Annotated in this window: 17 protein-coding genes; 7 read left to right on the top strand and 10 right to left on the bottom strand. The window is 71.0% G+C overall.

Annotated features, from left to right (window positions below; genetic code table 11):
* Positions 1 to 54 precede the first annotated feature (54 nt).
* Positions 55 to 759, top strand: coding sequence for a VIT family protein (locus tag ABZ635_RS04830; RefSeq protein ID WP_357758981.1), 705 nt, complete (start codon positions 55 to 57; stop codon positions 757 to 759).
* Between the two features lie 3 nt (positions 760 to 762).
* Here ABZ635_RS04830 and egtD read toward each other — a convergent pair whose 3' ends face one another.
* The 10 genes from egtD to ABZ635_RS04780 all read right to left on the bottom strand — a co-directional run bounded on the left by egtD (position 763) and on the right by ABZ635_RS04780 (position 11,909).
* Complete coding sequence (egtD, locus tag ABZ635_RS04825; protein WP_357758978.1) at positions 763 to 1,734, bottom strand: L-histidine N(alpha)-methyltransferase; 972 nt, start codon at positions 1,732 to 1,734, stop codon at positions 763 to 765.
* Between the two features lie 66 nt (positions 1,735 to 1,800).
* A complete protein-coding gene (gene egtC / locus ABZ635_RS04820; RefSeq protein WP_357758975.1) occupies positions 1,801 to 2,538 on the bottom strand; it encodes an ergothioneine biosynthesis protein EgtC in 738 nt (245 codons plus the stop codon).
* Complete coding sequence (gene egtB / locus ABZ635_RS04815; protein WP_357758972.1) at positions 2,538 to 3,881, bottom strand: ergothioneine biosynthesis protein EgtB; 1,344 nt, start codon at positions 3,879 to 3,881, stop codon at positions 2,538 to 2,540. The genes egtC and egtB overlap by 1 nt, the downstream gene beginning before the upstream one ends.
* Positions 3,878 to 5,203, bottom strand: a complete 1,326-nt coding sequence (egtA, locus tag ABZ635_RS04810; RefSeq protein WP_357758969.1) for an ergothioneine biosynthesis glutamate--cysteine ligase EgtA — start codon at positions 5,201 to 5,203, stop codon at positions 3,878 to 3,880. Before egtA ends, egtB begins: the two co-directional genes overlap by 4 nt.
* Positions 5,204 to 5,395: 192 nt before the next feature.
* Positions 5,396 to 5,692: an arylamine N-acetyltransferase gene (locus tag ABZ635_RS04805; protein ID WP_357759140.1), complete on the bottom strand. Its 297-nt coding sequence runs from the start codon at positions 5,690 to 5,692 to the stop codon at positions 5,396 to 5,398.
* Positions 5,693 to 5,874: 182 nt separating this feature from the next.
* Positions 5,875 to 6,906 (bottom strand): ABC transporter ATP-binding protein, encoded by a 1,032-nt coding sequence (locus ABZ635_RS04800; RefSeq protein ID WP_357759137.1) that lies wholly within the window; start codon positions 6,904 to 6,906, stop codon positions 5,875 to 5,877.
* Between the two features lie 62 nt (positions 6,907 to 6,968).
* Positions 6,969 to 8,036, bottom strand: a complete 1,068-nt coding sequence (locus ABZ635_RS04795; protein WP_357758965.1) for an ABC transporter ATP-binding protein — start codon at positions 8,034 to 8,036, stop codon at positions 6,969 to 6,971.
* Positions 8,033 to 9,010 (bottom strand): ABC transporter permease, encoded by a 978-nt coding sequence (locus ABZ635_RS04790; RefSeq protein WP_357758962.1) that lies wholly within the window; start codon positions 9,008 to 9,010, stop codon positions 8,033 to 8,035. Before ABZ635_RS04790 ends, ABZ635_RS04795 begins: the two co-directional genes overlap by 4 nt.
* On the bottom strand, positions 9,007 to 10,077 hold the full coding sequence (locus tag ABZ635_RS04785) for an ABC transporter permease (protein ID WP_357758960.1): 1,071 nt from the start codon (positions 10,075 to 10,077) through the stop codon (positions 9,007 to 9,009). The genes ABZ635_RS04790 and ABZ635_RS04785 overlap by 4 nt, the downstream gene beginning before the upstream one ends.
* Positions 10,074 to 11,909 (bottom strand): ABC transporter substrate-binding protein, encoded by a 1,836-nt coding sequence (locus ABZ635_RS04780; protein ID WP_357758957.1) that lies wholly within the window; start codon positions 11,907 to 11,909, stop codon positions 10,074 to 10,076. Before ABZ635_RS04780 ends, ABZ635_RS04785 begins: the two co-directional genes overlap by 4 nt.
* A 235-nt stretch (positions 11,910 to 12,144) precedes the next feature.
* Between ABZ635_RS04780 and ABZ635_RS04775 the strand changes: the two genes are divergently transcribed.
* From ABZ635_RS04775 to ABZ635_RS04750, 6 genes are all read left to right on the top strand, one after another.
* On the top strand, positions 12,145 to 12,858 hold the full coding sequence (locus ABZ635_RS04775; RefSeq protein WP_357759134.1) for a metal-dependent hydrolase: 714 nt from the start codon (positions 12,145 to 12,147) through the stop codon (positions 12,856 to 12,858).
* Positions 12,859 to 12,969: 111 nt separating this feature from the next.
* Positions 12,970 to 13,629, top strand: a complete 660-nt coding sequence (locus tag ABZ635_RS04770; protein WP_357758954.1) for a class I SAM-dependent methyltransferase — start codon at positions 12,970 to 12,972, stop codon at positions 13,627 to 13,629.
* Positions 13,630 to 13,711: 82 nt separating this feature from the next.
* Positions 13,712 to 14,869 (top strand): exonuclease SbcCD subunit D, encoded by a 1,158-nt coding sequence (locus ABZ635_RS04765; RefSeq protein ID WP_357758950.1) that lies wholly within the window; start codon positions 13,712 to 13,714, stop codon positions 14,867 to 14,869.
* On the top strand, positions 14,870 to 17,872 hold the full coding sequence (locus ABZ635_RS04760) for an SMC family ATPase (protein ID WP_357758948.1): 3,003 nt from the start codon (positions 14,870 to 14,872) through the stop codon (positions 17,870 to 17,872). It begins immediately after the preceding gene.
* A 511-nt stretch (positions 17,873 to 18,383) separates the two neighbouring features.
* Complete coding sequence (locus tag ABZ635_RS04755; protein ID WP_357758945.1) at positions 18,384 to 21,047, top strand: AAA family ATPase; 2,664 nt, start codon at positions 18,384 to 18,386, stop codon at positions 21,045 to 21,047.
* Positions 21,048 to 21,122: 75 nt separating this feature from the next.
* Positions 21,123 to 21,551 (top strand): hypothetical protein, encoded by a 429-nt coding sequence (locus ABZ635_RS04750; protein WP_357758942.1) that lies wholly within the window; start codon positions 21,123 to 21,125, stop codon positions 21,549 to 21,551.
* Positions 21,552 to 21,617: the final 66 nt, after the last annotated feature.

The following is a 21,617-nucleotide window of genomic DNA, read 5'->3' as shown; positions in this document are numbered from 1 at the left end:
GAGTCCGGCGTGGTGAGACGGGTCGGGGCGCGTCGCACGTGTCACTCTGACCCCATGGAACGCGACACGGAGCACTCACAGAAGCGGCTGGGGTCGCTGTTGAACGGGCTCCGTGCGGCTGTTCTGGGCGCCAACGACGGGATCGTCTCCACGGCGGGTCTGGTGGTGGGCGTGGCGGGGGCCACCCCGCACCGCGAGGCGCTGCTGGTCGCTGGGGTGGCCGGGACGCTCGCGGGCGCGCTGTCGATGGCTGCGGGCGAGTACGTCTCGGTGAGCACGCAGCGCGACACCGAGCGCGCCGCGATCGCCAGGGAGCGGCGCGAGCTGGCCGACGACCCCGACGGCGAGCTGGAGGAGCTGGCCGGGATGTACCGGGACCGCGGGCTCAGTGAGGACCTCTCCCGCAGGGTGGCCCGCGAACTCACCGACCACGACGCGCTGAGCGCGCACGTCGAGGTGGAGCTGGGTCTGAACCGGTACCGGGTCAACCCCTGGCAGGCCGCGTTCGCGAGCATGTTCTCCTTCCTGCTGGGGGCGATGGTGCCGCTGTTCGCCATGCTGCTCAGCCCCGACGCGTGGCGGCTCGCGGTGACGGTGGTCGCGGTGCTCGCGGCCACGGGTCTTCTGGGCGCGGTCAGCGCGAGGATGGGCGGCGCCCTGCCGGTGCGGGCCGCGCTGCGGTGCGTGCTCGGCGGCGCGTTCGCCATGCTGGTGACGTACACGGTCGGCACGCTGATCGGAAGCGCGGCCGGGGCCTGAGGTTCAGCGCACGGTGGCCAGGGTGAGAGCGAAGTCCCCCGCGTCGTCGGTCCACCAGCGGGTGAGGTCGAATCCGGCGGCGTCGAGTTCGGCGGTCAGGCCCTCGCGTCGGAACTTGGCGGAGATCTCCGTGCGCATCTGCTCGCCCTCGGCGAAGTCCACCTCCAGGTCCAGGTCGGCGACGCGTACGTGCTGGGCGGAGCGGGCGCGCAGGCGCATCTCGATCCACTCGCACTCGGCGTTCCACACCGCGAGGTGGTCGTAGGCGGCGGGGTCGAAGTCGCCGCCCAGCCGCTGGTTGATCACCGAGAGCACGTTGCGGTCGAACGCGGCGGTCACCCCGCCCGGGTCGTCGTAGGCGGCCACGAGCCGGGCCGGGTCCTTGACCAGGTCGGCCCCGAGCAACAGGCAGTCGCCCGGGTGCAGGACGTCGTGGATATCGCGCAGGAAGGAGGCGCGGGGCCCGGGTTCCTGGTTGCCGATGGTGGAGCCGAGCACCGCGAGCGTCTGGCGGCCGTCCTCGCTGACCGGGAGCAGGCCGAGGTGGCGTTCGAAGTCGCCGACCACGGCGTGCACGTCCAGCCCGGGGTAGTCGTCGGCCACCGGGCGGGCAGACGCGGCGAGGAACTCCCCGCTCACGTCGACCGGCACGAAGCGGGCCAGGTCCCCCTGCCGGCGCATGGCGTCCAGGAGCAGGCGGGTCTTGACCCCGGCCCCGGAGCCGAGTTCGATGAGCGCGACGGACCCGGCGGCCTCGGCGATCTCGTCGGCTCGCGCCTCCAGGATGGAGCGTTCGGCCCGGGTCGGGTAGTACTCCGGGAGCCGCGTGATGTCCTCGAAGAGCTCGCTGCCGCGTTCGTCGTAGAACCACTTGGGCGGCAGTTGTTTGGGGCGGGCGGTGAGGCCCTCCGCGACGTCGGCGCGCAGGGCCTTGTCGAGCTCGTCGGCGGTCAGGTTGCGGTCGATCCTGAACATGGTGCCTCCTGTGTCCCTTACGGATGTACCCGGGGCGGGCGGAGCCTGTGGGCCGCGCACCGGGGCTCAGCCGAGCGGCCGGACGTCGGTGTGCTCGCGGGTGGCCACGATCACCGAGTTCTCGGGGACCTGACGCCAGCCGCGCCCGTCGTCGAAGGGTTCGGAGGCCAGCCACACCCCCTCGCCGCGCAGCGTGTAGAGGGTGTCCCCCGCCGTCGTCCCGACGATCACGTCACCGTCGCTGGCCAGCAGGTTGTACCGGCCCGCCGAGAGCTCCCTGGCGCGGCGGACCGCCGACACCAGCGCCCCGGCGAGGTCGCCCGTACCGCGCCAGGTCCGTACGGTCTGCGCGAACAGGGGCGCGGAGTCCACGGGCGCCCGGGCGTCCAGGGCGTCGGGCGGGAAGGGCGCCGCCATCCCGGCCAGGAGCGCCTGGTCGTCCCGGGCCGCCCCGTTGTGGCTGAACAGCAGGCGGTCGGCACGGAAGGGCTGGGCCCCGGACTCCTCCGAGCCGAACCCGACCGTGGCGTCGCGGACGGCGGCCACCACGCACCCCGAGCGGATGGCCCGGGCGGCGTCGGCGAAGGAGGCGTCCCCCCAGATGGGCATGGCCCTGCGGTAGCGCAGCGGTTCGGGGTCCGCGGCGCCCTCCGGGTACCAGCCGACCCCGAACCCGTCGGCGTTGACGGTGCCGTACCGCTGGTGGCGCGGGGCCCAGGACTGGACGTGCAGTGAGTGGGGCGCCGCGTACAGCAGGTCGTGCACGGTGCGCGGCGGCCCCAGGTAGGCGAGGTGGCGGCACATCAGTCGCGGTCCGCGTCGCGCGCGCAGCGGAACCCGCTGAAGATCTGCCGCCGGACCGGGTGGTCCCAGTTGCGGAAGGTGGAGCGGACCGCCGTGGGGTGGGTGGCCCAGGAGCCGCCGCGCAGCACCTTGTAGTCGCGGTCGAAGAAGACCTCGGAGTACTCGCGGTACGGGAACGAGGCGAACCCGGGGTAGCCGTGGAAGGTGGTGGAGGTCCACTCCCACACGTCGCCGATGAGCTGACGCACCCCCAGGGGGGACACGCCGTCCGGGTGCCCGCCGACCGGGTGCGGGCCCAGGGCGCGCTGGCCGAGGTTGGCGCGGCTGTGGTCGGGGTCCCCGTCGCCCCAGGGGAAGCGGAGCGAGCGCCCGGTGGCGGGGTCGAAGCGGGCCGCCTTCTCCCACTCGGCCTCGGTGGGCAGCCGCCGTCCCGCCCAACGCGCGTAGGCGTCGGCCTCGTGGAACGACACGTGCTGGACCGGCTGGTCCGGCGGCACCTCCTCCACACGGCCGAACCGGCGCCGGGTCCAGGTCGTGCCGTCACGGTCCCAGAAGGCGGGTGCCTCGGCCTCGCGGCGCCGACACCACTCCCAGCCCCGCGCGCTCCACCAGCGCCGGTCCCGGTAGCCGCCGTCGTCCACGAACCGCTGGTAGGCGGCGTTGGTCACCGGATCGGTGTCGATCCAGTAGGCGTCCAGATCGACGGTGTGCGCGCCGCGCTCGTTGTCGTAGGACCAGGGGTCGTCGTCGGTGCCCATGGTGAAGGGCCCCGCGGGGACCAGGACCTCCTCGGACGGGGGCGGCACCGCCCGGGGAGGGGCCGCCTCCTCCTCCAGCAGGACCGGCGCTCCCCGGCGCAGCTGGTGGGTGGCGAGCATGGTCTCGTCGTGCTGGTGCTCGTGCTGGATGACCACGTGGTAGACGAATCCCGCCTCCAGCAGGGTCCTCTCCCCCGGAGCCCGGGGAGCGGGCACCGCGTCCAGGTCCGCCGCGTCGAGGGCGTCCAGGACCTCCCTGCGCACCCGGTCGTTGTAGGCGCGCGCCTCCTCCGGGCGCAGCAGGGGCAGCGCGACCCGGTCGGCCCGGGGGTTCTCGAAGGCGTCGTAGAGGCCGTCGATGTCCGGGCGCAGCGCCGCGCGCCCCCCTGCGGCCCGCAGCAGCCACTGCTCCTCGTAGTTGCCGATGTGCGCCAGGTCCCAGACCAGCGGGGACATCAGCGGGGAGTGCTGGGCGAGCAGGTCCTCCTCGTCCAGGGCGTCCAGTGTCAGGCCGTTGCTGCGCCTCCTGCCGCGGTCGAGTTCGGCGGCGATGCGCTCCTTGAGGCGTTCCTGTTCGCGGCTCATGCGGGACCTCCCCCGTGGGCGGCTCCGGCGCCGCCGTACTCCTCCTGCTCCCGGTGCGCGTCCTCACGCTCCCGGGGCCCGTCTCCGTCGCGCGGGACGGGGACGAGTGCGCCGAGCGCCCCGTCCGCCGGGCACAGCCCGCGCCGGACGTACAGGTCGGCGTAGGAGTCCACCAGATGGGCGAGCCCTGCGGCGCCCATCCCCGGCAGCGCCTCGACGGCGGCGTCGAAGCACACCCGCGCGCAGGCGGCGACGCCGGGGTCGGCCGGGCCCAGGCTGGCCGCGCGACGCCACAGGTCGGGAGCGGGCAGGCGGCCCCGGCACAGCCGTTCGGTGGCCTCCTCAGCAACGGCGCGGGCGCGGGGGTCGTCGACCAGGGCGGCGGCCAGGGCCACCGGCACCGGCCACCAGCGCAGCGGGAGGGCGTCGATCATCCGCAGCTCCCACCAACCGCGCGGGCGCACGGGCGGGAACAGCGTGGACAGGTGGAACTCCAGGTCGGCCTCGGTGGCGGGGCGGGCCCCGCGTCCGGCGATCCACTCGGCGAGGGTGATGCCGGGGTCGGCGGTCCACCCGCCTCCTCCGCCGGGGATCTCGGACACGGCGAGCACGTTCGCGTTCAGGGCGTACTCGGCCCAGGCGGTGGCCGGGTCCGCGTGGCTGTGCGACTCCAGGGCCGGGCGGGTGCGGGTGCCGTCGGTGGCGGCCCAGATCGCCCAGCGGGTGGACTTCCATCCGGTGGGGCGGCCGCGCCACACGGCGGAGTTGGCGAAGGCGGCCACCAGGACGGGACCGAGCCGGTGCACGAGCTCCCACCGGGAGACGGCGTCGGCGGCGTCGGCGCCGGTGTCCAGGCACACCTGTAGGGAGGCGGTGCTGCACATCATGGTGCGGCCGCTGGGCTCGCGGCGGTTGGTGAAGAACCGCTCCATGGCCGTGTAGCGGGGCAGGCGGAGCTGCCGGACGGGGGGCCGAACGGGGTCGAGCGCCGTCTCGGCCAGGTGCAGTCCGGCGTCGGCGAGGGTCTTGCGAATGTGGTCGAGGTCCCGGGCGAGCGCCTCGTGGGCGCGCGCCGGTCCGGGGAGGGCGGCGGAGCTGAGCTCGATCTGTCCGCCCGGCTCGAAGGTGATCCGGCTTCCCGCGGGCGGGGGGCCACAGGCCTCCAGCAGGTCCGCGAGGTGGTCGATGGTGACGGGTGCGGTGGGGCGCAGGGGGTCGGTGACGAGCCATTCGGTCTCCGCCCCGACCTTTCCTGGCGGGCCGGTCTTGAAGCAGACGCCGTTGACGTAGTCGTGGACGTCGTCGGTGGTCATGTACGTCATGGACAGCTCCCTCGGGTCGCGCCCCACAGGTCCTGCCCAGACACGCACGGTCACGAACGTGTGCGATCACCCTAAATCGGAAAGGCCGAGAGGGGCCGCCGGAGTGGGCGTGCCCTCTCACCGAGGACACGCCCGCTGGCGTCGGAGTTCACGGGAGGGGTTCCCGCGAACGCCCGCGAAACGTGACCACGATCACACGTTGTGGGTCTCGCTCCGGGCTTCCACGAAGCCCCTGACCCGGTCCTCGATGATCCGGCGTTCTTCCTGGTCAAGGTCGATGTCGAACACCTCACGCAACACGGTTCCCACCTCTCCCAGAGCCACCTCGCGGGTCTCCCCGGTGCCGTCGACCCGCTCCACCGACAACGTGGTGTCGTTCAGCTCGTGCCGGGTCCCGCCGACCGTGCGCGCCACCATCAGTCGGCCGCGGAACGGCGAACGCGGGTGGGAGGTGAGGAAATGGCTGAACACCGCGTAGTCCTGCGGCAGCGCCCCGGCGGTGGCGAAGGACCGGAAGAGGCGCCGTTCGCCCCGGCCGCACCTGGCCGGGGCGAACGGGTGTGGATCGCGGGAAGGAGGAGACGTCCGCGGTCAGCGGGGCGCGGGAGCGTCCGTCCGGGACCGGTCGGCCGACGGACCGTGTCTCCCACCGCCCGGCCGGTCCCGGGCCCCTACACGGGCAGAGGACCGGCGGGCCCGTCCGCCCGCAGGCGCCCCTCCTCGTCGGCGGCCGCCCAGTGGCACGCCACCCTGCGCTCCGCGCCGCCGCCCAGCACCACCGGGTCGACCGTCGTGCACAGGTGGGCCACCCCGGCCCGATCGGCCTCGCCCGAGGCCAGCACCGGGCAGCGCGGATGGAACCGGCACCCCGCGGGCACCCGCTTGGGGTCCGGCGGCTCGCCGGAGAGCACCACGGGCCCCTCCGACGACCCGGCGTCGGGCAGCACCGACAACAGGGCCCGCGTGTACGGGTGGGCGGGCGCGGACAGGACCTCCTCCACCGTGCCCAGTTCCACCACGCGCCCCAGGTACATCACGGCGACCCGGTCGGCGATGTTCCACGCCAGCCCGAGATCGTGCGTGGCCACCAGGGCGGACAGGCCCAGTTCGTCGCGCAGTTCCAGCAGCAGCCGCAGGATCTCGCCGCGCACCGACGCGTCCAGGGACGCCACCGGTTCGTCGGCCACCAGCACCTCCGGGTCCAGGACCAGGGCTCCGGCGATCACCACGCGCTGGCGCTGTCCTCCGGAGAGCTCGTGCGGGTACCGGGAGAAGAACCGCTCGGGCGGGCGCAGACCGGCCCGGGACAGCGCCCGGGACACCCGTTCGGTCTCGTCCGCGGTGGTGCCCTCGTGGATACGCAGCCCCTCCACGACCGACTCGTACACCGTCCGGCGCGGGTTGAGCGATCCCATCGGGTCCTGCTGCACGAGCTGCACCCGGCGCCGGTAGGTGCGCAGGTCGCGCGAGCGGTAGCCCAGCGGCCGCCCCTCGAACAGGACCCGGCCGCCGGTGGGGCGCTCCAGGCCGAGCAGGGCGCGGGCCAGGGTGGTCTTCCCGCAGCCGGACTCGCCGACCAGGGCGACGATCTCCCCCGCCGCCACGTCCAGATTGACCCCGTCCACGGCGCGTGCCGTCCCCCGGCCGCCTCCCGGGGCGGCCCCGGCCGCGAAGGCCACCCGCACGTCGTCGGCGCGCAGGATGGGCCCGGTGTCCTCGTGCGGGACCCCGGGGAGCGAGGGCCCTCGTGCGTCGGTGTCGGTGCTCAACGGCTCGTCTCCTCGGTGTCGCTGGTGCCCGTGTCGCTGGTGCCCGTGAGGCCCGTGGTGGCGGGTCCGCTCGGGCCGTCGGGACCGCTGCCCACGTGCACGCACGCGGCGTGCCGGTCCGAGCGGCCGTCGCGGTCCGGGCGCACCGGCCACAGCGGCGGGTCGACCGTGGCGCACACGGTCTCCGCCACGGCGCAGCGCGGCCGGAACACGCAGCCGGAGGGAGGGTCGGCCGGGTCGGGCGGGTCGCCGGGCAGGCCCCGGGGCGCCAGCCGCGAGGCCGGGTCCCCGATCTTCGGGAAGGCCGCGCTGAGCGCGCTCGCGTAGGGGTGGGCGGGGGCGTGCACGACCTCCCGCGCGGGCCCCTGTTCGACGACGCGCCCCGCGTACATCACCGCGACCCGGTCACAGGTGGCCGCCAGGACCGACAGGTCGTGGCTGATCATCAGCATCCCGATCCCGGTCTCGGCCACCAGCCGTTCCAGCAGGGCCAGGATCTGTGCCTGGATCATCACGTCCAGCGCGGTGGTGGCCTCGTCGGCGATGATCAGGCGCGGTTCGCAGGCCAGCGCCATCGCGATCATCACCCGCTGACGCTGTCCTCCGGACAGCTGGTGGGGGTAGTCGCGTCGGCGGGAGGCGGGCAACCCGACCTGTTCGAGGAGCTCGGCCACACGGGCGCCCACCCGGGCGGGCGCGACCAGTTCGTGGATGAGCAGCGGCTCGGCGATCTGGTCGCCGATCCGCCGCACCGGGTTGAGCGAGTGCATGGCGCCCTGGAAGACCACCGAGGCCCCCACCCAGCGCACGGCGCGCAGCCGCCCCCACTTCATCTGGAGGACGTCCTCGCCCTCCAGCAGGACGCTTCCGGTGACCTTCGCGCTGGCGGGCAGCAGGCGCAGCAGCGCCAGGGCCACCGTGGACTTGCCGCTGCCAGACTCCCCCGCCACCCCGAGGGTGTCGCCGGGGTCCAGGGACAGGTTCACGCCGCGCACGGCGGGGACGTCGCCGCCGCTCCCGGAGTAGGTGACGCGCAGGTCGCTGACGTCGAGAAGGGTGCTCAACTCTGCCCCCTGAGCCGTGGGTTGATGACGGACTCGACCGCGCGCCCGCACAGGGTGAAGGAGAGCGCGACCACGGCGATGGCCAGACCGGGCGGGACGATGTACCACCAGATCCCGGCGCTGATCGCCCCGGCGGTGCGGGCCGCCTCCAGGATGCCGCCCCAGGAGATGGTGGTGGGGTCGCCCATGCCGAGGAACGCGAGGGTGGACTCGGCGATGATGGAGGTGGCCACCAGCAGCGTGGTCTGGGCGAGCACCACCGGCATCACGTTGGGCAGCACGTGCCATCCCATGACGTGCGCGTGGCCGCCGCCCAGGGCGCGGGCGCGTTCCACGTAGGGGCGGGCCTCCACGGCGAGGGTCTGGGCGCGCACCAGCCGCGCGGTGGGCGGCCAGACGGTGAGGCCGATCGCGACGATGATGGTGCCGGTGCCCCGGGGCAGCACGGCGGCCAGGGCGACCGCGAGCACCAGGGTGGGCAGGACCAGGAACCAGTCGGTGACCCGCATGAGCACGGTGGACGCGATCCGGCCGCCGAGTCCGCCGGAGGAACCGAAGTGTCCCGCGGTGACGCCGACCAGGGTGCCGAGGGTGACCGAGACGAACGTGGCCAACAGGCCGACCGTGAGCGAGACGCGCGCGCCCCAGATGACGAGGTCCAGGATCGAGCGGCCGAAGTTGTCGGTGCCCAGGGGGAAGCGCCAGCTCGGCGGTTCGTGGGACTCGCCGGGTGCGCCGGTGATGGTCAGGTGGGTCTGGTCGATGAACAGCGGCGCGGTGACGGCGAGCAGGCCGATGGCGAGCAGCAGGCCCAGGCCGAGGAGCCCGGCCCGGTTGCGCGCGTACTCGCGCGCGAAACGGACGAGGGCCTCGCGGCGACGTCTGCGGGCCAGGGTGCTGGCGGAGACGGCCGGGGCGGGCGGGCCCCCGCCGGTCGCGGGTCCGGCCGAGGGGGGTCCGGTGGGAGTCGTCATGGGCGCACCCTCGGGTCGAGCAGCGGGTACACGAGGTCGGCCAGGAGGTTCATGAGGATCACCGAGGCCGCGAAAACCACGAACAGGCCCTGGACGAGGCCGAGGTCGGGTACGCGCAGGCCGGAGTAGAAGAGCTGTCCGAGTCCGGGCCAGGAGAAGACCGTCTCCACGAGGATGACCCCCGAGACGACCTGCCCGAGGTTGAGGAAGATCAGCGTCACGGTCGGCAGCAGGGCGTTGGGGACGGCGTGGCGGCGGCGCACCAGCGCGTCGCGCAGCCCCTTGGCGCGCGCGGTGGTCAGGTAGTCCGCGCCCTTCTCGTCCATGAGCGAGGAGCGCATGATCATGAGGTACTGCGCGTAGATCACCGCGACCATGGTCAGGACCGGCAGCACCATGTGCCGTGCGGTGCTGAGCGCGGTCTCCACCGGCCCGCTGGCGCCGGGCGAGACCATACCGCCGGTCGGGAACAGGCCGGGCATGAACCCGCGTCCGGAGGCCAGCAGCACGATCAGCAGCAGGCCGAGCCAGAACGTGGGCACCGACCAGAAGAACAGCGCCACCGCCGTGTTGATCCGGTCGCCGCGTCCGCCCGGCTTCCACCCGGCACGGGTGCCGAGGAACAGGCCGAGGAGCGCCGCGATGACCGTTCCGGTCCCGGCGAGCAGGATCGTCGGGCCGAGCCGTTCCAGGATGAGGTCGACCACCGGCTCCCGGTACTGGAAGGAGACGCCGAGGTCGAGTCTGAGCAGCCCGGCGGCGTAGTCGAGGAACTGCTGCCACAGGGGCTGGTCGAGGCCGAACTGGCGGCGCAGCTCCTCGCGCTGTTCGGCGGAGACCTCGCGCCCCTCGGTCATGGCGCGGACGGGGTCGCCGGGCAGGATGCGGAAGAGGAAGAACCCGGCGACGATCACGGCGAACAGGGAGACCGCGGCGGTGGTCAGGCGACCGAGCACGTAGACGGCCACCGGGGCCGCCCGCCCGATCCCCCTGGGGCCCGCCGGGGCGGGGACGTCGCTGGTCCCCGCCCCGGTCGGTTCGTCCGCCTCGGTGGGCGTTGTCGTCACTCGCGGTCCTCCACGGTGGAACGTCGGCGGATGATGACGAAGGCACCGGCGACGATCAGCAGCAGCACACCGGCCCCGATGCCCAGGAGCACGCCGGTGGACAGGCCCGATCCGCCCGAGGAGGCGCCCTCGGCGGGCTCGGCGGACCACCAGGCCCAGTAACCGTCCTGGCCCCAGATGTTGCCGCCCTCGGCGGGCTCCAACTGGAGGCTGGCGATGTGGTCGGTGCGGTAGGCCTCCATGATGTTCGGGTAGGTCAGGACGTTGACCACGGCCTCCCGGTAGAGCACCTCCTGGAGCTGGTGGATGATCTCGGCACGGGCCTCGCGGTCGTACTCGGCCAGCTGGGCGGCGTACAGCTCGTCGTACTCCTCGTCGCAGAAGTACGCGTCGCCCTGCATGGTGCCCGGCTCGGTGGGCAGCGCGTCACAGGTGTGGATGCTGAACACGTAGTCGGGGTCGGGGTTGACCGTCCACCCGGTGAAGATGAGGTCGTACTCGGCGTCGTAGAGGGCGTCGCTCAGGATGCCGGGGTCGACGGTCTGGTTGTCGATCTCGATACCGATGTCGGCGAGGCGCTCGGCGATGACCTGGCCCGCCTGGACGTTGTCGGGGCGGTCGGCGTGGACGTGCATGCGCAGTCTCAGGCGGTCGCCGTCGGGCGAGACGCGTACGCCGTCGTCGCCCGGCTCGTACCCGGCCTCGTCGAGCATGGCGTTGGCGGCGTCGGGATCGAAGTCGAGGATGGCCTCCTCGCCCTCGGGCCGCCAGTGGAAGTCGGTGTAGCGGGGCGGGATGTAGCCGCCCGCCGCGACGGCCTGGCCGTTGGCGCCCTGCTGGACGATCTCCTCGTTGTCGATGCCCATCACGATGGCCTGGCGCAGGGTGCGGTCCTGGAGCGCCGGGTGGCCGTCGCCGAACTCCTCGCCGTCCTGGGTGACGGCGCCGGGGTTGATGGTGAAGGCCTGGAACCGCTTGCCGTCGGCGATGTTGACGGCGACGTCGTCGAGGGTCTCCAACGAGGTGATCTGGGCGTCGGTGAGCTCGTAGACGAACGAGACCTCGCCGCTGCGCAGCGCCTCGACGGCGGCGTCCTTCTCCGAGTAGTAGCGGAAGTACAGCTCGTCGAAGCCGGGGGCGCCGCGCCAGTGGTCGGGGTTGGCCTCCAGCCGGATGTGCTCTCCACGCGAGTGGTCGGTGAGGACGAAGGGGCCGCTGCCGACCGTGGGGAACTCGTCGGCGGTGTAGTCGGAGAAGGCGTCGCCCTCCTCCTCGATGATCGGCTCCCAGACGTGTCGGGGGACGATGGGCACGCGCAGGGACTCCATGGTGGCCTGCGGTTCGTCCAGCTCGATGACGACGGTGGTCTCGTCCTCGGCGGTGACGCTCTCGAACCCGGAGACGTAGTTGCCGTTGGCGACGGCGGCGGCGTCGTTCTCCATGATCGTGGTGAACGTCCACGCGACGTCGTCGGAGGTGAGCGGTTCTCCGTCACTGAAGCGGGCGTCGTCCCGGAGGTTGAAGGTCCAGGTCAGTCCGTCGTCGGAGGTCTCCCAGCTCTCGGCGAGCGAGGGCTCGGGCTCGCCGGTCTCGGGGTTCACCGTGGTGAGGTTGTCGTAGACGTGCCGGAGGATGTTCGTGGTGACCGCGAGCTGCGCGGTGAAGGGGTTGAACGAGTCGACCTGTTGGGCGATGGCGACGGTGAGCGTGGTGCCGCCCGCCTCGTTCGCGGCGGCGGGGGCCGCCGCGAGGCCTCCGATGAGGAGGAGCGCGCTGCCGGACGCCGCGGTCCGCCGAAGAAGGGTGCCGGTGGGAGGATGTTGGGTTTTCATGACGGCCCCTGTCAGGTTTCGTGGGGTTGGTGGCATGGCCACCTGGGGGTTGTTGGTTGTCTACCAACTCGCCGCGAGGAGCGTCAACGATCTTCGAGGTGAGGCGGAATATCGCAACACATTCGACTCCTCTGTCGGAGGCATTCGTGTTTCCTGAGGGTGTGGGGGCTTTTGTTCCCTGACCGAAACCGGTCCTGATTCGCGGCGAATGGCAGACTCCGCTACGGTTCCCGCCATGATGGGGCACTCGCACGCACTCAGTGGCGTGGTCGGCTGGATGGCGGTCGTACCGCTCGTCCAGGGCACGGAATTCCTTGGACTCAGCTTCGACCTGGGCCCCGGTGAGATCATCGCGGGTTCGCTGGTGTGCGCGGGCGCCGCCCTGTTGCCGGACGTGGACCACAAGAGCGCGACGGTCACCAAGACCTACGGCAAGGCCACCGAGATCCTCAGCGACATCCTCAGCTGGGCGTTCGGCGGGCACCGGATGGGCACCCACTCGTTCTTCTTCGCGATCCTCATGGGCGTCCTGGTCCAGGCACTGGCGCTGTGGTCGGAACTGGCCGTGCAGATCTTCGTGTTCCTGCTGGTCGGAATCGCGCTCCAGGGGCTCGGGTTCGGCATGGACAAGAACCGCACGGCCTCGGGGATCATCAACGCGCTGGGCACGGCGGCGATCACCCTCACCCTGTTCTCGGTCGGCGTGAACTACACGTGGCTGGGTCTGGCCGTCGCCTTCGGAATCGTGTTGCACTTCTTCGGCGACATGATCACGAAGATGGGTGTGCCGATCTTCTGGCCGTTCTGGAAGAAGCGCATCGGCCAGGGCCAGGGCTTCGTCACCAACGGCCCGGTGGAGCAGAAGGTGGTCACCCCCCTGCTGACCATCGGCGTCATCATCGGGTCCGTGTACCTCTTCGACTGGCCCACCCTGCTGCCCTCGCACTAGGTGCACTGACCTCTCAGGTCAGTACACCCAGGCCGCCTCACCCGGGCTTCGCACCGGCCGGTCCGGGAGTGGTGCTGGCCCGGCCGGGCCGCGCCTCCTAGTGTGGCGTGCGTGACTCGAACCACTGAGGGCATCAGCCCCGAACTGCACGCCTACGTCGTCGCCCACAGCCAGCCGGTGGACCCGGTCCTGTCCGACCTCGCGGAGGAGACCGCCGCACTGTTCCCCGACTACCGGGGGATGCAGATCGGCCCGGAGCAGGGCGCCTTCAGCACCCTGCTCACCCAGCTGTCCGGCGCCCGCGACGCCGTGGAGATCGGCACCTTCACCGGCTACTCCTCGATCTGCTTCGCCCGGGGCCTGCCCGAGGACGGCACCCTGCTCGCGCTCGACATCAGCGAGGAGTGGACCTCGGTGGCCCGCCGGTACTGGGAGCGCGCCGGGGTCGACCACAAGATCACGCTGCGAATCGGCCCGGCCCTGGAATCGCTGCGCGCCCTGCCCGAGGAGCCCCGGTTCGACCTGGCGTTCCTGGACGCCGACAAGACCGGCTACGTCGACTACTGGGAGGAGCTGGTGCCCCGGGTGCGCCCCGGAGGTCTGCTGCTGGCCGACAACACCCTGTCCCACGGTCGGGTGGTGGACCCCGAGCAGACCGCGCCGCACGTCCAGGGCATCCGCGACTTCAACGCGCGGCTCGTCGCCGACGACAGGGTCGAACAGGTCCTGCTGCCCATCGGCGACGGCCTGACCCTGGCCCGCAGGCTCTGACGCCCCGCGTACGGGGAACCTCCGCCGGGAGTTGTCCCCAGGGCGGACGGTTCCCCGGGCGGGACCGGGCCGATCTTGGGTAATGTCCAGTTCCATGCGCCTGCTGCACACCTCGGACTGGCACCTGGGTCGCTCCTTCCACCGGGAGAACCTCGTCGACGCCCAGGCCGCCTTCCTCGACCACCTCGTCGACACCATCCACGCGGAACGGATCGACGTGGTGGTGGTCGCCGGCGACCTCTACGACCGCGCCCTGCCTCCGGTGGACGCCGTGCGGCTGTTCGACCGCGCCCTGGGCCGTGTCCGCGAGACCGGGGCCCGGGCGGTGCTCATCAGCGGCAACCACGACTCCATGGCCCGGATGTCCTTCGCCACCGACCTCATCGCCGCCTCCGGAGTGCACCTGCGCAGCTCGCTGGAGGGCGTGGGCACCCCCGTGGTGATCGACGACGAGCACGGACCGGTGGCCTTCTACGGCATCCCCTACCTGGAGCCGGAGATCGCCCGCCACCACTGGGACCTGCCCGAACGCGGCCACCCGGCGGCGATCGGACACGCGATGGACCTGGTCCGGGCCGACCTCTCCCAACGCCCCGGAACCCGCTCGGTGGTGCTCTCCCACGCCTTCGTCACCGGGGGCGAGCCCTCCGACAGCGAGCGCGACATCTCCGTGGGCGGCGCCTCGCACGTGCCCGTCTCGGTCTACGACGGCGTCGACTACGTGGCCCTGGGCCACCTGCACGGACGCCAGACCATCACGCCGTCCGTGCGCTACCCGGGCAGCCCGCTGGCCTACTCCTTCTCCGAGCAGCACCACCGCAAGGGCTGCTGGGTGGTGGACCTGGACGCCGACGGCTTCGCCGGCGCGGAGTTCGTCGACGCCCCCGTCCCCCGGCCGCTCTCCCGGATCAGGGGCAGGCTGGACGACCTGCTCACCGACGACCGTTGGGAGCCGCACACCGGTCACTGGCTGCACGTGACCCTCACCGACCCCCGCCGCCCGGCCCAGCCCATGGACCGGTTGCGCGAGCGCTTCCCGCACACCCTCATGCTGGAGTTCGACCCCGACGAGGCCGACGCCGAGCGCAGGCCCGTCACCGCCTCCGTCGCCGAACGCCCCGAACGCGAGGTGGTCGCCGACTTCGTCGAGTGGGCCCGGGGCAGCGCCGCCACACCCGAGGAACGCGCGCTGGTGGACCGCGCGGTCGAAGAGGTCCGCGTCCAGGAAGGGACACACTAGATGCGGCTGCACACCCTCACCATGACCGCCTTCGGGCCCTTCGCCGGGACCGAGACCGTCGACTTCGACCGGCTCGGCGGGGGCGGGCTGTTCCTGATCCACGGTCCGACCGGCGCGGGCAAGACCTCCGTGCTCGACGCCGTCTGCTTCGCGCTCTACGGCGACGTGCCCGGCGCGCGCGGCAAGGACCGCTCCCCCAGGAGCGACCACGCCGCTCCCGGTGTGCGGCCCGAGGTCACCCTGGAGTTCACCGTCCAGGGCCGCCGGGTGCGGATCGAGCGCAACCCGCGCTGGGAACGGCCCAAGAAGCGCGGTACCGGGACCGTCACCGAGAACCAGAAGGTGCGGGTGCTCGACTGGCGCGGCGACCGGTGGGAGGGGGTGACCACCCGCCCGGACGAGGCCGGGCAGTTCGTCGGCGACCTCGTGGGGCTCACCCTCACCCAGTTCTGCCAGATCGTCATGCTGCCCCAGGGCGACTTCGCCCGGTTCCTGCGGGCCAAGTCGGACGACCGGCGCAAGTCGCTGGAGCGCATCTTCAACACCCGGGTGTTCCGCGACGTGGAGGAGTGGTTCGGCGGCCACGCCCGGAAACTGGAGCGCGAGGTGCGCGCGGCCGACGAAAGGGTGCGCGCCGTCTCCGGCCGGATCGCCGAGGTCGGCCGGTCCACCGCCCCCGACGCCCCCGGGGAGCTCACCGCCTGGGCCGCCGAGCTGGTCTCGGTGCAGGCCGCGACCGCCCGCGACGCCCGGGAGGTCACCGCCGGGTTCACCGGGGCCCGCGACCTCGCCCGCGAGGCCCTGACGGTCGCGCGCGAGCTGCTGGACCGCGGACGGCGGCTGGCCGAGGCCCGGGAGCAGCGCGACCGGCTGACCGAGCGGCGCACCTGGCGGGAGGGACTGGACGCCCGTCTGGCCGCCGCCGAACGGGCCGAGGCGGTGCTGCCGTCGCTGCGCGCCCGCGACCACCGCCGCACCGAACTCGACAAGGCCGAGCTCGCGGTGACCGACCGGCTGGCCCTGGTGAGCGGCCTCGCCGACCTCTCCCCCGCGGACCTATCGGACCCCGCCGCCCCCACCGGGCTTCCGGCGGCGCTGCGCGGGGCCGAACGCTCCAGGCACGACGAACTCGCCCGGCTGGACCAGCTGAGCGCGGACGCCGAGCGCCGCCGCGCCCTGCACCGCGACCTCGCCGGACTGGACCGGCGGATCGCGGCCGTGCGCACCGAGGCCGTCCGGGCCGGTGAGCACGTGGCGGCCCTGCCGGGACGGGTGGCGACGGTCACCGAGGAGCTGCGCCGGGCCCGGGAGCGGTCCGGTCTGACCGACCCGGCGCGCGCCGCCCTCGACCTCGCGGAGCGGCGCCGGGCCGCCGCCGAGGACGAGCGCCGTCTGGGCGCCGAGGCCGAACGGGCCGAGGAGGAGCGGCGGCTCGCGGTCGACGCCGCCCAGACCGCCCGCGACCGGGCCCAGGAGCTGCGGGAGCGGCGCGTCTCGCACATGGCCGCCGAACTCGCCACCGGTCTGGCCGACGGTGAGGCCTGCGCGGTGTGCGGGTCCGTCGAGCACCCCGCCCCCGCCCGGCCGAGTGCGAGCGGGCTGGTGTCGGCCGACGAGGAGCGCGCGGCGCACAGGGCCGCGGACACCGCGGCCGCCCGGCGCACCGAGGCGGAGAACGCCGTGGTGGCGCTGCGGGAGCGGCGCGCGGCCGCCGCCGAGCGCGCCGAGGGCCGCACCGTCGAGGCCGCCGCCGAGGAGGTGACCGTCCGGGGTCGGGAGCTGGCCGACGCCCGCGCCGCCGCCCGCGAGGCGCACCGCCTGGAGGAGGAGCTGGCCCAGGTCACGGCCGACCTGGATGGGGCCCGTCGGCGGGAGGGCGAGCTGGCCCGGGAGGAGGGCGAACTGACCGCCCGCCGCGAGGAGGGCGGCCGGGAGCACCTGCGGCTGACCGCGCTGCTGGACCGGGCACGCGGGGAGGACGCCGGGCTGGCCGAACGGATCGCCCGGTTGCGCGGCGAGGCCGAGTCTCTGCGGGGGGCGGCCGACGCCGTCGAGGCGCGCGGCCGGGCCGCCGAGGAGCTGCGGACCGCGACCGCCGAGGCCGCGCGCTGCCTGGCCGAGGCCCGCTTCCGTGACGAGGCCGAGGCTCTGGAGGCCGCGCTGGACGAGCGGGGGCGCCGTGAGCTCAGGACCAGTGCACGCGACTTCGACGACCAGTGGGCGGCCGTCGAGGCACGGCTGGCCGATCCCGCCCTGGTCGGGGCCGAACGCGAGGCGGCGCCGGACCTCGCCCTCCTGGAGGCCGAGGCCGAACGGGCCGACCGCGCCGCCGACCGGGCGGTGGCCTGGCAGGGGATGCTCGCCGACCGCGCCCGCCGCCTGGCCGCCCTGCGCACCGAACTCGACGAGCGGCTGGCCGGTTCGGAGCCGGTACTGCGCCGCTACGCCGTGGCGCAGGGGTTGAGCACACTGGCGTCGGGGACCTCGCCGGACAACACCGACAGCGTCCGGTTGTCCGCGTACGTGCTGGCCGCCCGTCTGGAGCAGGTGGTGGAGGCGGCCAATCACCGGCTGCTGACGATGTCGGACGGCCGGTACGAGCTGCGCTACACCGTGGACAAGGCCGCCGGGGACGGCAGGTCGCGGTCGGCCGGTGGGCTGGGCATGCGGGTCGTGGACGCCTGGACGGGGGTGGAACGCGACCCGGCGACGCTGTCCGGAGGGGAGACGTTCTTCAGCTCCCTGGCGCTGGCGCTCGGGCTCGGTGACGTGGCCACCGCCGAGGCGGGCGGTACGGAGATCGACACACTGTTCGTGGACGAGGGGTTCGGGACCCTGGACGAGGACACCCTGGAGGAGGTCCTGGACGTGTTGGACCGGCTCCGCGACGGGGGTAGGGCGGTGGGGGTGGTGAGCCACGTCGCCGACCTCCGCCAACGCGTCACCACCCGCCTGCGCGTGGTCAAGGGCGCCGCCGGGTCACGCGTGGAGCACCACGGCTGAGCCCACTCAGGCGAATAGAAATCCTCACGGAAGCACCAGGTGGTTGATTTTCAACCAAGCTCACAGGTCATTCGGTATTCTATGATCATGGTGGATGTAGATGTAGGCGAATTGAGGCGAAGTCGAGAACGACTAGCAGCCCAAGGAGCAACCGCAGAAAAGAACGAAGAGCATGCAGTCGGAGGCTTACTCTACTTCTATGCAGCCGAGTGCGGAATGAAGGCTGAATACCTACGCTGGAACATTCGACGCAAAGATACCTCTGCGCTACCAACTGACCTACGCACTCACGACCTTCGGCGACTCGCCAAAGCGCTCAACTGGCAAGACCCATCACCCGGCCCAGATCCGTTGAGATGTCGAAGGCACAAGGGCGGCGACTGGATCGAGGGCCACCAATTGCACGAGGCGTGGAGGTACGGTGCAGAGCTGAACCAGTCTTCTGAAAAATCCGCACTAGAGGCCCTGAAAATACTGGTAGATAAATCGAGACAGGGATAGCCAATCCATGATGGGAAAGATTTTCACTTGGGTCGACATTGATTCGCAACTGGCAGAAGTTGCAATTGAGCACGGCTGGCCCGACTGGCTGACAGAAGTCGACGCCTGGTGGGACTCCTTGGAACTCACCGTGGCCCCTGGCACAACGCCTGAAATCGTGCGGACGTGGCTTGATCAGCAATTTGGCCTTGGTTCCATCGCCACTCCCGGCGCAGACGACATGCAACTGATCCTCGATCGGCCGTCATCCCAAAGCCCCGAATCCCTCCCGGTCCGCCTCATCGAGAACTCGAGCTCACTTTCAGTTCCGCGCTCTCCCCGTCTGCGCGAACGCAGAGTGACATCGGCTCTCAGCGAACCTCTTCCTCGCCCAAAGACGGATCGCTTTGCAGAAGATCGCCAAATCACCGCATTTCACTCGTTCAAGGGTGGGGTGGGACGCACCCTGCACGCGCTGGCCCTCGCCGATCGCCTTGCTTCCCAGGGCCAACACGTCCTTCTTATCGATGCCGACCTGGAAGCCCCAGGAATCACCTGGATGTACCAAGCGCAGGGAGGGCGCTGTGACATCGCATACGAGGATCTTCTGGCTCTTCTTCATTCAAGCAGCCAGGGAGACCCCACCAAGGCAGTAGAAATAGCCGCCTCATACCTTCCGAACCAACAGGCATCTCGGTATCCAGGCACAGGGCGAGTATCAGTTCTTCCGGCGAGCCGACGCAAACGCCTCAGCCCTCCGATCATCAGCCCAGACGACCTACTCACCGAGGATCGATCGCCATACTTCCTCAGTGATTCCTTGGCCAACCTGGCGATCGCCGCAAATGTAGACACCGTCATCATCGACCTGCGAGCGGGAGCCACGGAACTATCTGCCCCCATCCTGCTCGACCCCCGCGTCAATCGGGTATTCGTTACGACCGTGAGCGACCAGTCCCTCCAGGGAACGGAGGGGCTGATTCGACAGCTAGGCGATAAGTCACCAGCCCTCGCCGGAACTGACCCCATCCCCAGCGCGATCGTCACTCAGTTCCGCATCGATCTACACGACGCCCACGCCAGCGAGGCGCGAGAGACCCTCTCACGGGCGCTGTCCAGCATGATCGCCATCAGCGACACGGAAACAGAAGAACATCTTTCAGTAGACGAACAGGTTCTCACGGCACCCATTCTCAGCCCCTTCCGAGAAGAATTGCTCGCCCTTCCTCGAAACTGGGATTCAGTCATCGAGGTGATTCGGCGCTGCTCGCTCCCTGTCCTTCTGGACGAGCTGGGTACAAGCCTGCGGAGCACCCCCGAACCACCGCCTCAGGAACCGGCCAGTTTGGATGAGCGACGACGCTCACTGGCAGAGAGCGCAGGAGAACTCGTATACGCAGAACGCCGTGGAATGGACCACGGTCTCGGCTTTCTCACAACCGAGCCTGTGCGCAGAATCATCTCCGACCACAGCACAGACCTTCCTGTGGCGGTCATGGTCGGAGCCAAAGGCTCCGGAAAGACTTTCACGTTCGCAAGGATGTGCGCACGAGGGACTTGGAAGAATTTCGCCGAGGAGAACGAGCAGTCGGTAGAGAGAAACGCTTCGTTCGTGCCAGTTCTCGATCCCGTAAACATCTCCGAGAGTCGACACACATCGACGACACCACAGCAACTTCGGGATATCGCAGCAGGCGGAGAGGGGATCACAGCTGACAGAATTCTCAGCCTGCTCAACGCCGGTCTCAACAGCGAGGAATCTGACCCGGAGAACTGGCTCGAGATCTGGCTCGAGTGCCTCGCCCGAGCAGCCGGAAAGAATGCCGAAGGCTCCCCCCAGGACTACCTCATGGGGCTGAGCCAAGACCCATCGAGAGCATTCGTCTTCGTCATCGATGGACTCGAAGACTGGCTTGAGACTCTGAACACAGAGGCCAAGCGAATCGCACTGAGAACACTACTTCTCGGGGTTCCCGCATGGATGCGACGACTACGCCAACGAGAAATCGGATTGATCGTCTTTATTCGACGTGATCTCGTTGTTTCCGCGATCCGACAGAATCTTGGCCAGTTCCTTGATCGCTACTCGCCCTACGAACTCAGGTGGGACACCGAAGATGCCCTACGCCTAGCACTGTGGGTATCGACTCAGGCTAACTCCATCCCAACCCCCAAGCAACCGATTTCCGACATGGGGGATGATGCTTTGGTCGAAGCACTTCTACCGCTCTGGGGGGCGAAACTTGGTTCCGAGAAGTCCCGAGAAGCATCAAGCGACCGGTGGGTCCCAGCTGCGCTAGCTGACTTCAATGACCAAATCCAAGCCCGGGATATCGTTCGATTCCTGCGAGAAGCGGCCAAAAGTTCTCAAGGAGACAACAGGTGGGACGATCGCGTCCTCACCCCAGCCGCCATGCGGCGTGCACTCAGTGTCTGTAGCGAGGAAAAAATCCAGGAGATCCGGCAGGAGAACCCACCACTCGGCGAACTCTTGACACAGATGTCGGAATACCCAGATGTCAAAGTTCCATTCGAAGCGGAGGATCTCAACCTCAAGACCGAACACATCGACGCGCTCAGGCAGTGGGGTGCTCTCGCCAAGGACGCAGACGGTAGATACCGAATGCCTGAGATCTACCGACACGCGCTGGGCTTCCGCACCCAGGGACGAGCACGTGTGGTGCGCACACCGTGAGCGCGAACCCCCGAGGGGGTGGCCCAACCCGGGCCGGGCCACCCCGGGTTGGGTCCGCCGCCGGGCGGTGCGACAATGACCAGCGTGAATTCGCTGGTCAACATCGCCGTGTTCGGAATCGGGGGCGCCATCATGGTGGCGGCCCTGATCGGTCTCCTCCTCGTGGTCTCCGGGAGTGCGCGCGGGTCATCGCCCCGTCTCCTCACCGTCTTCGGCGCCGCCTCGGTGCTGCTGCTGGTGATGCTGCCGTCGCTGGCCGCGTTCAACGTGATGTCCGGCGGCGGTGGGTTCTGGGCGGGCTTCGCCACGGCGAGCGCCGTGGCCGCCGTGATGTACGCGGTCAACGTGGCGCTGCTGCCGGTTGTGGCGCGCCGCCAGGCCCTGGTGAGCGGGCGCGCCGGGCTGGGCGACCTGCGGCCGTCCGCGTCGGTCCTGCTCGGCGGGCTGGTGATCTGCCTCGCCGTGGGCCTGCTCGTCACCGGTGTGACCGCCTTCGTCGTCTGATGCCGTCCGGGGTCGCCGTGACCGTTTCCGGCCACGCGGCCCCCTCCCTCCGCGCCGCTCTGTACC

This window comes from Nocardiopsis sp. NPDC007018, assembly GCF_040635075.1.
GTDB lineage: Bacteria > Actinomycetota > Actinomycetes > Streptosporangiales > Streptosporangiaceae > Nocardiopsis.
Note: the sequence above shows the minus strand (reverse complement) of the source record. Positions and strands in the feature narration are given on the sequence as shown.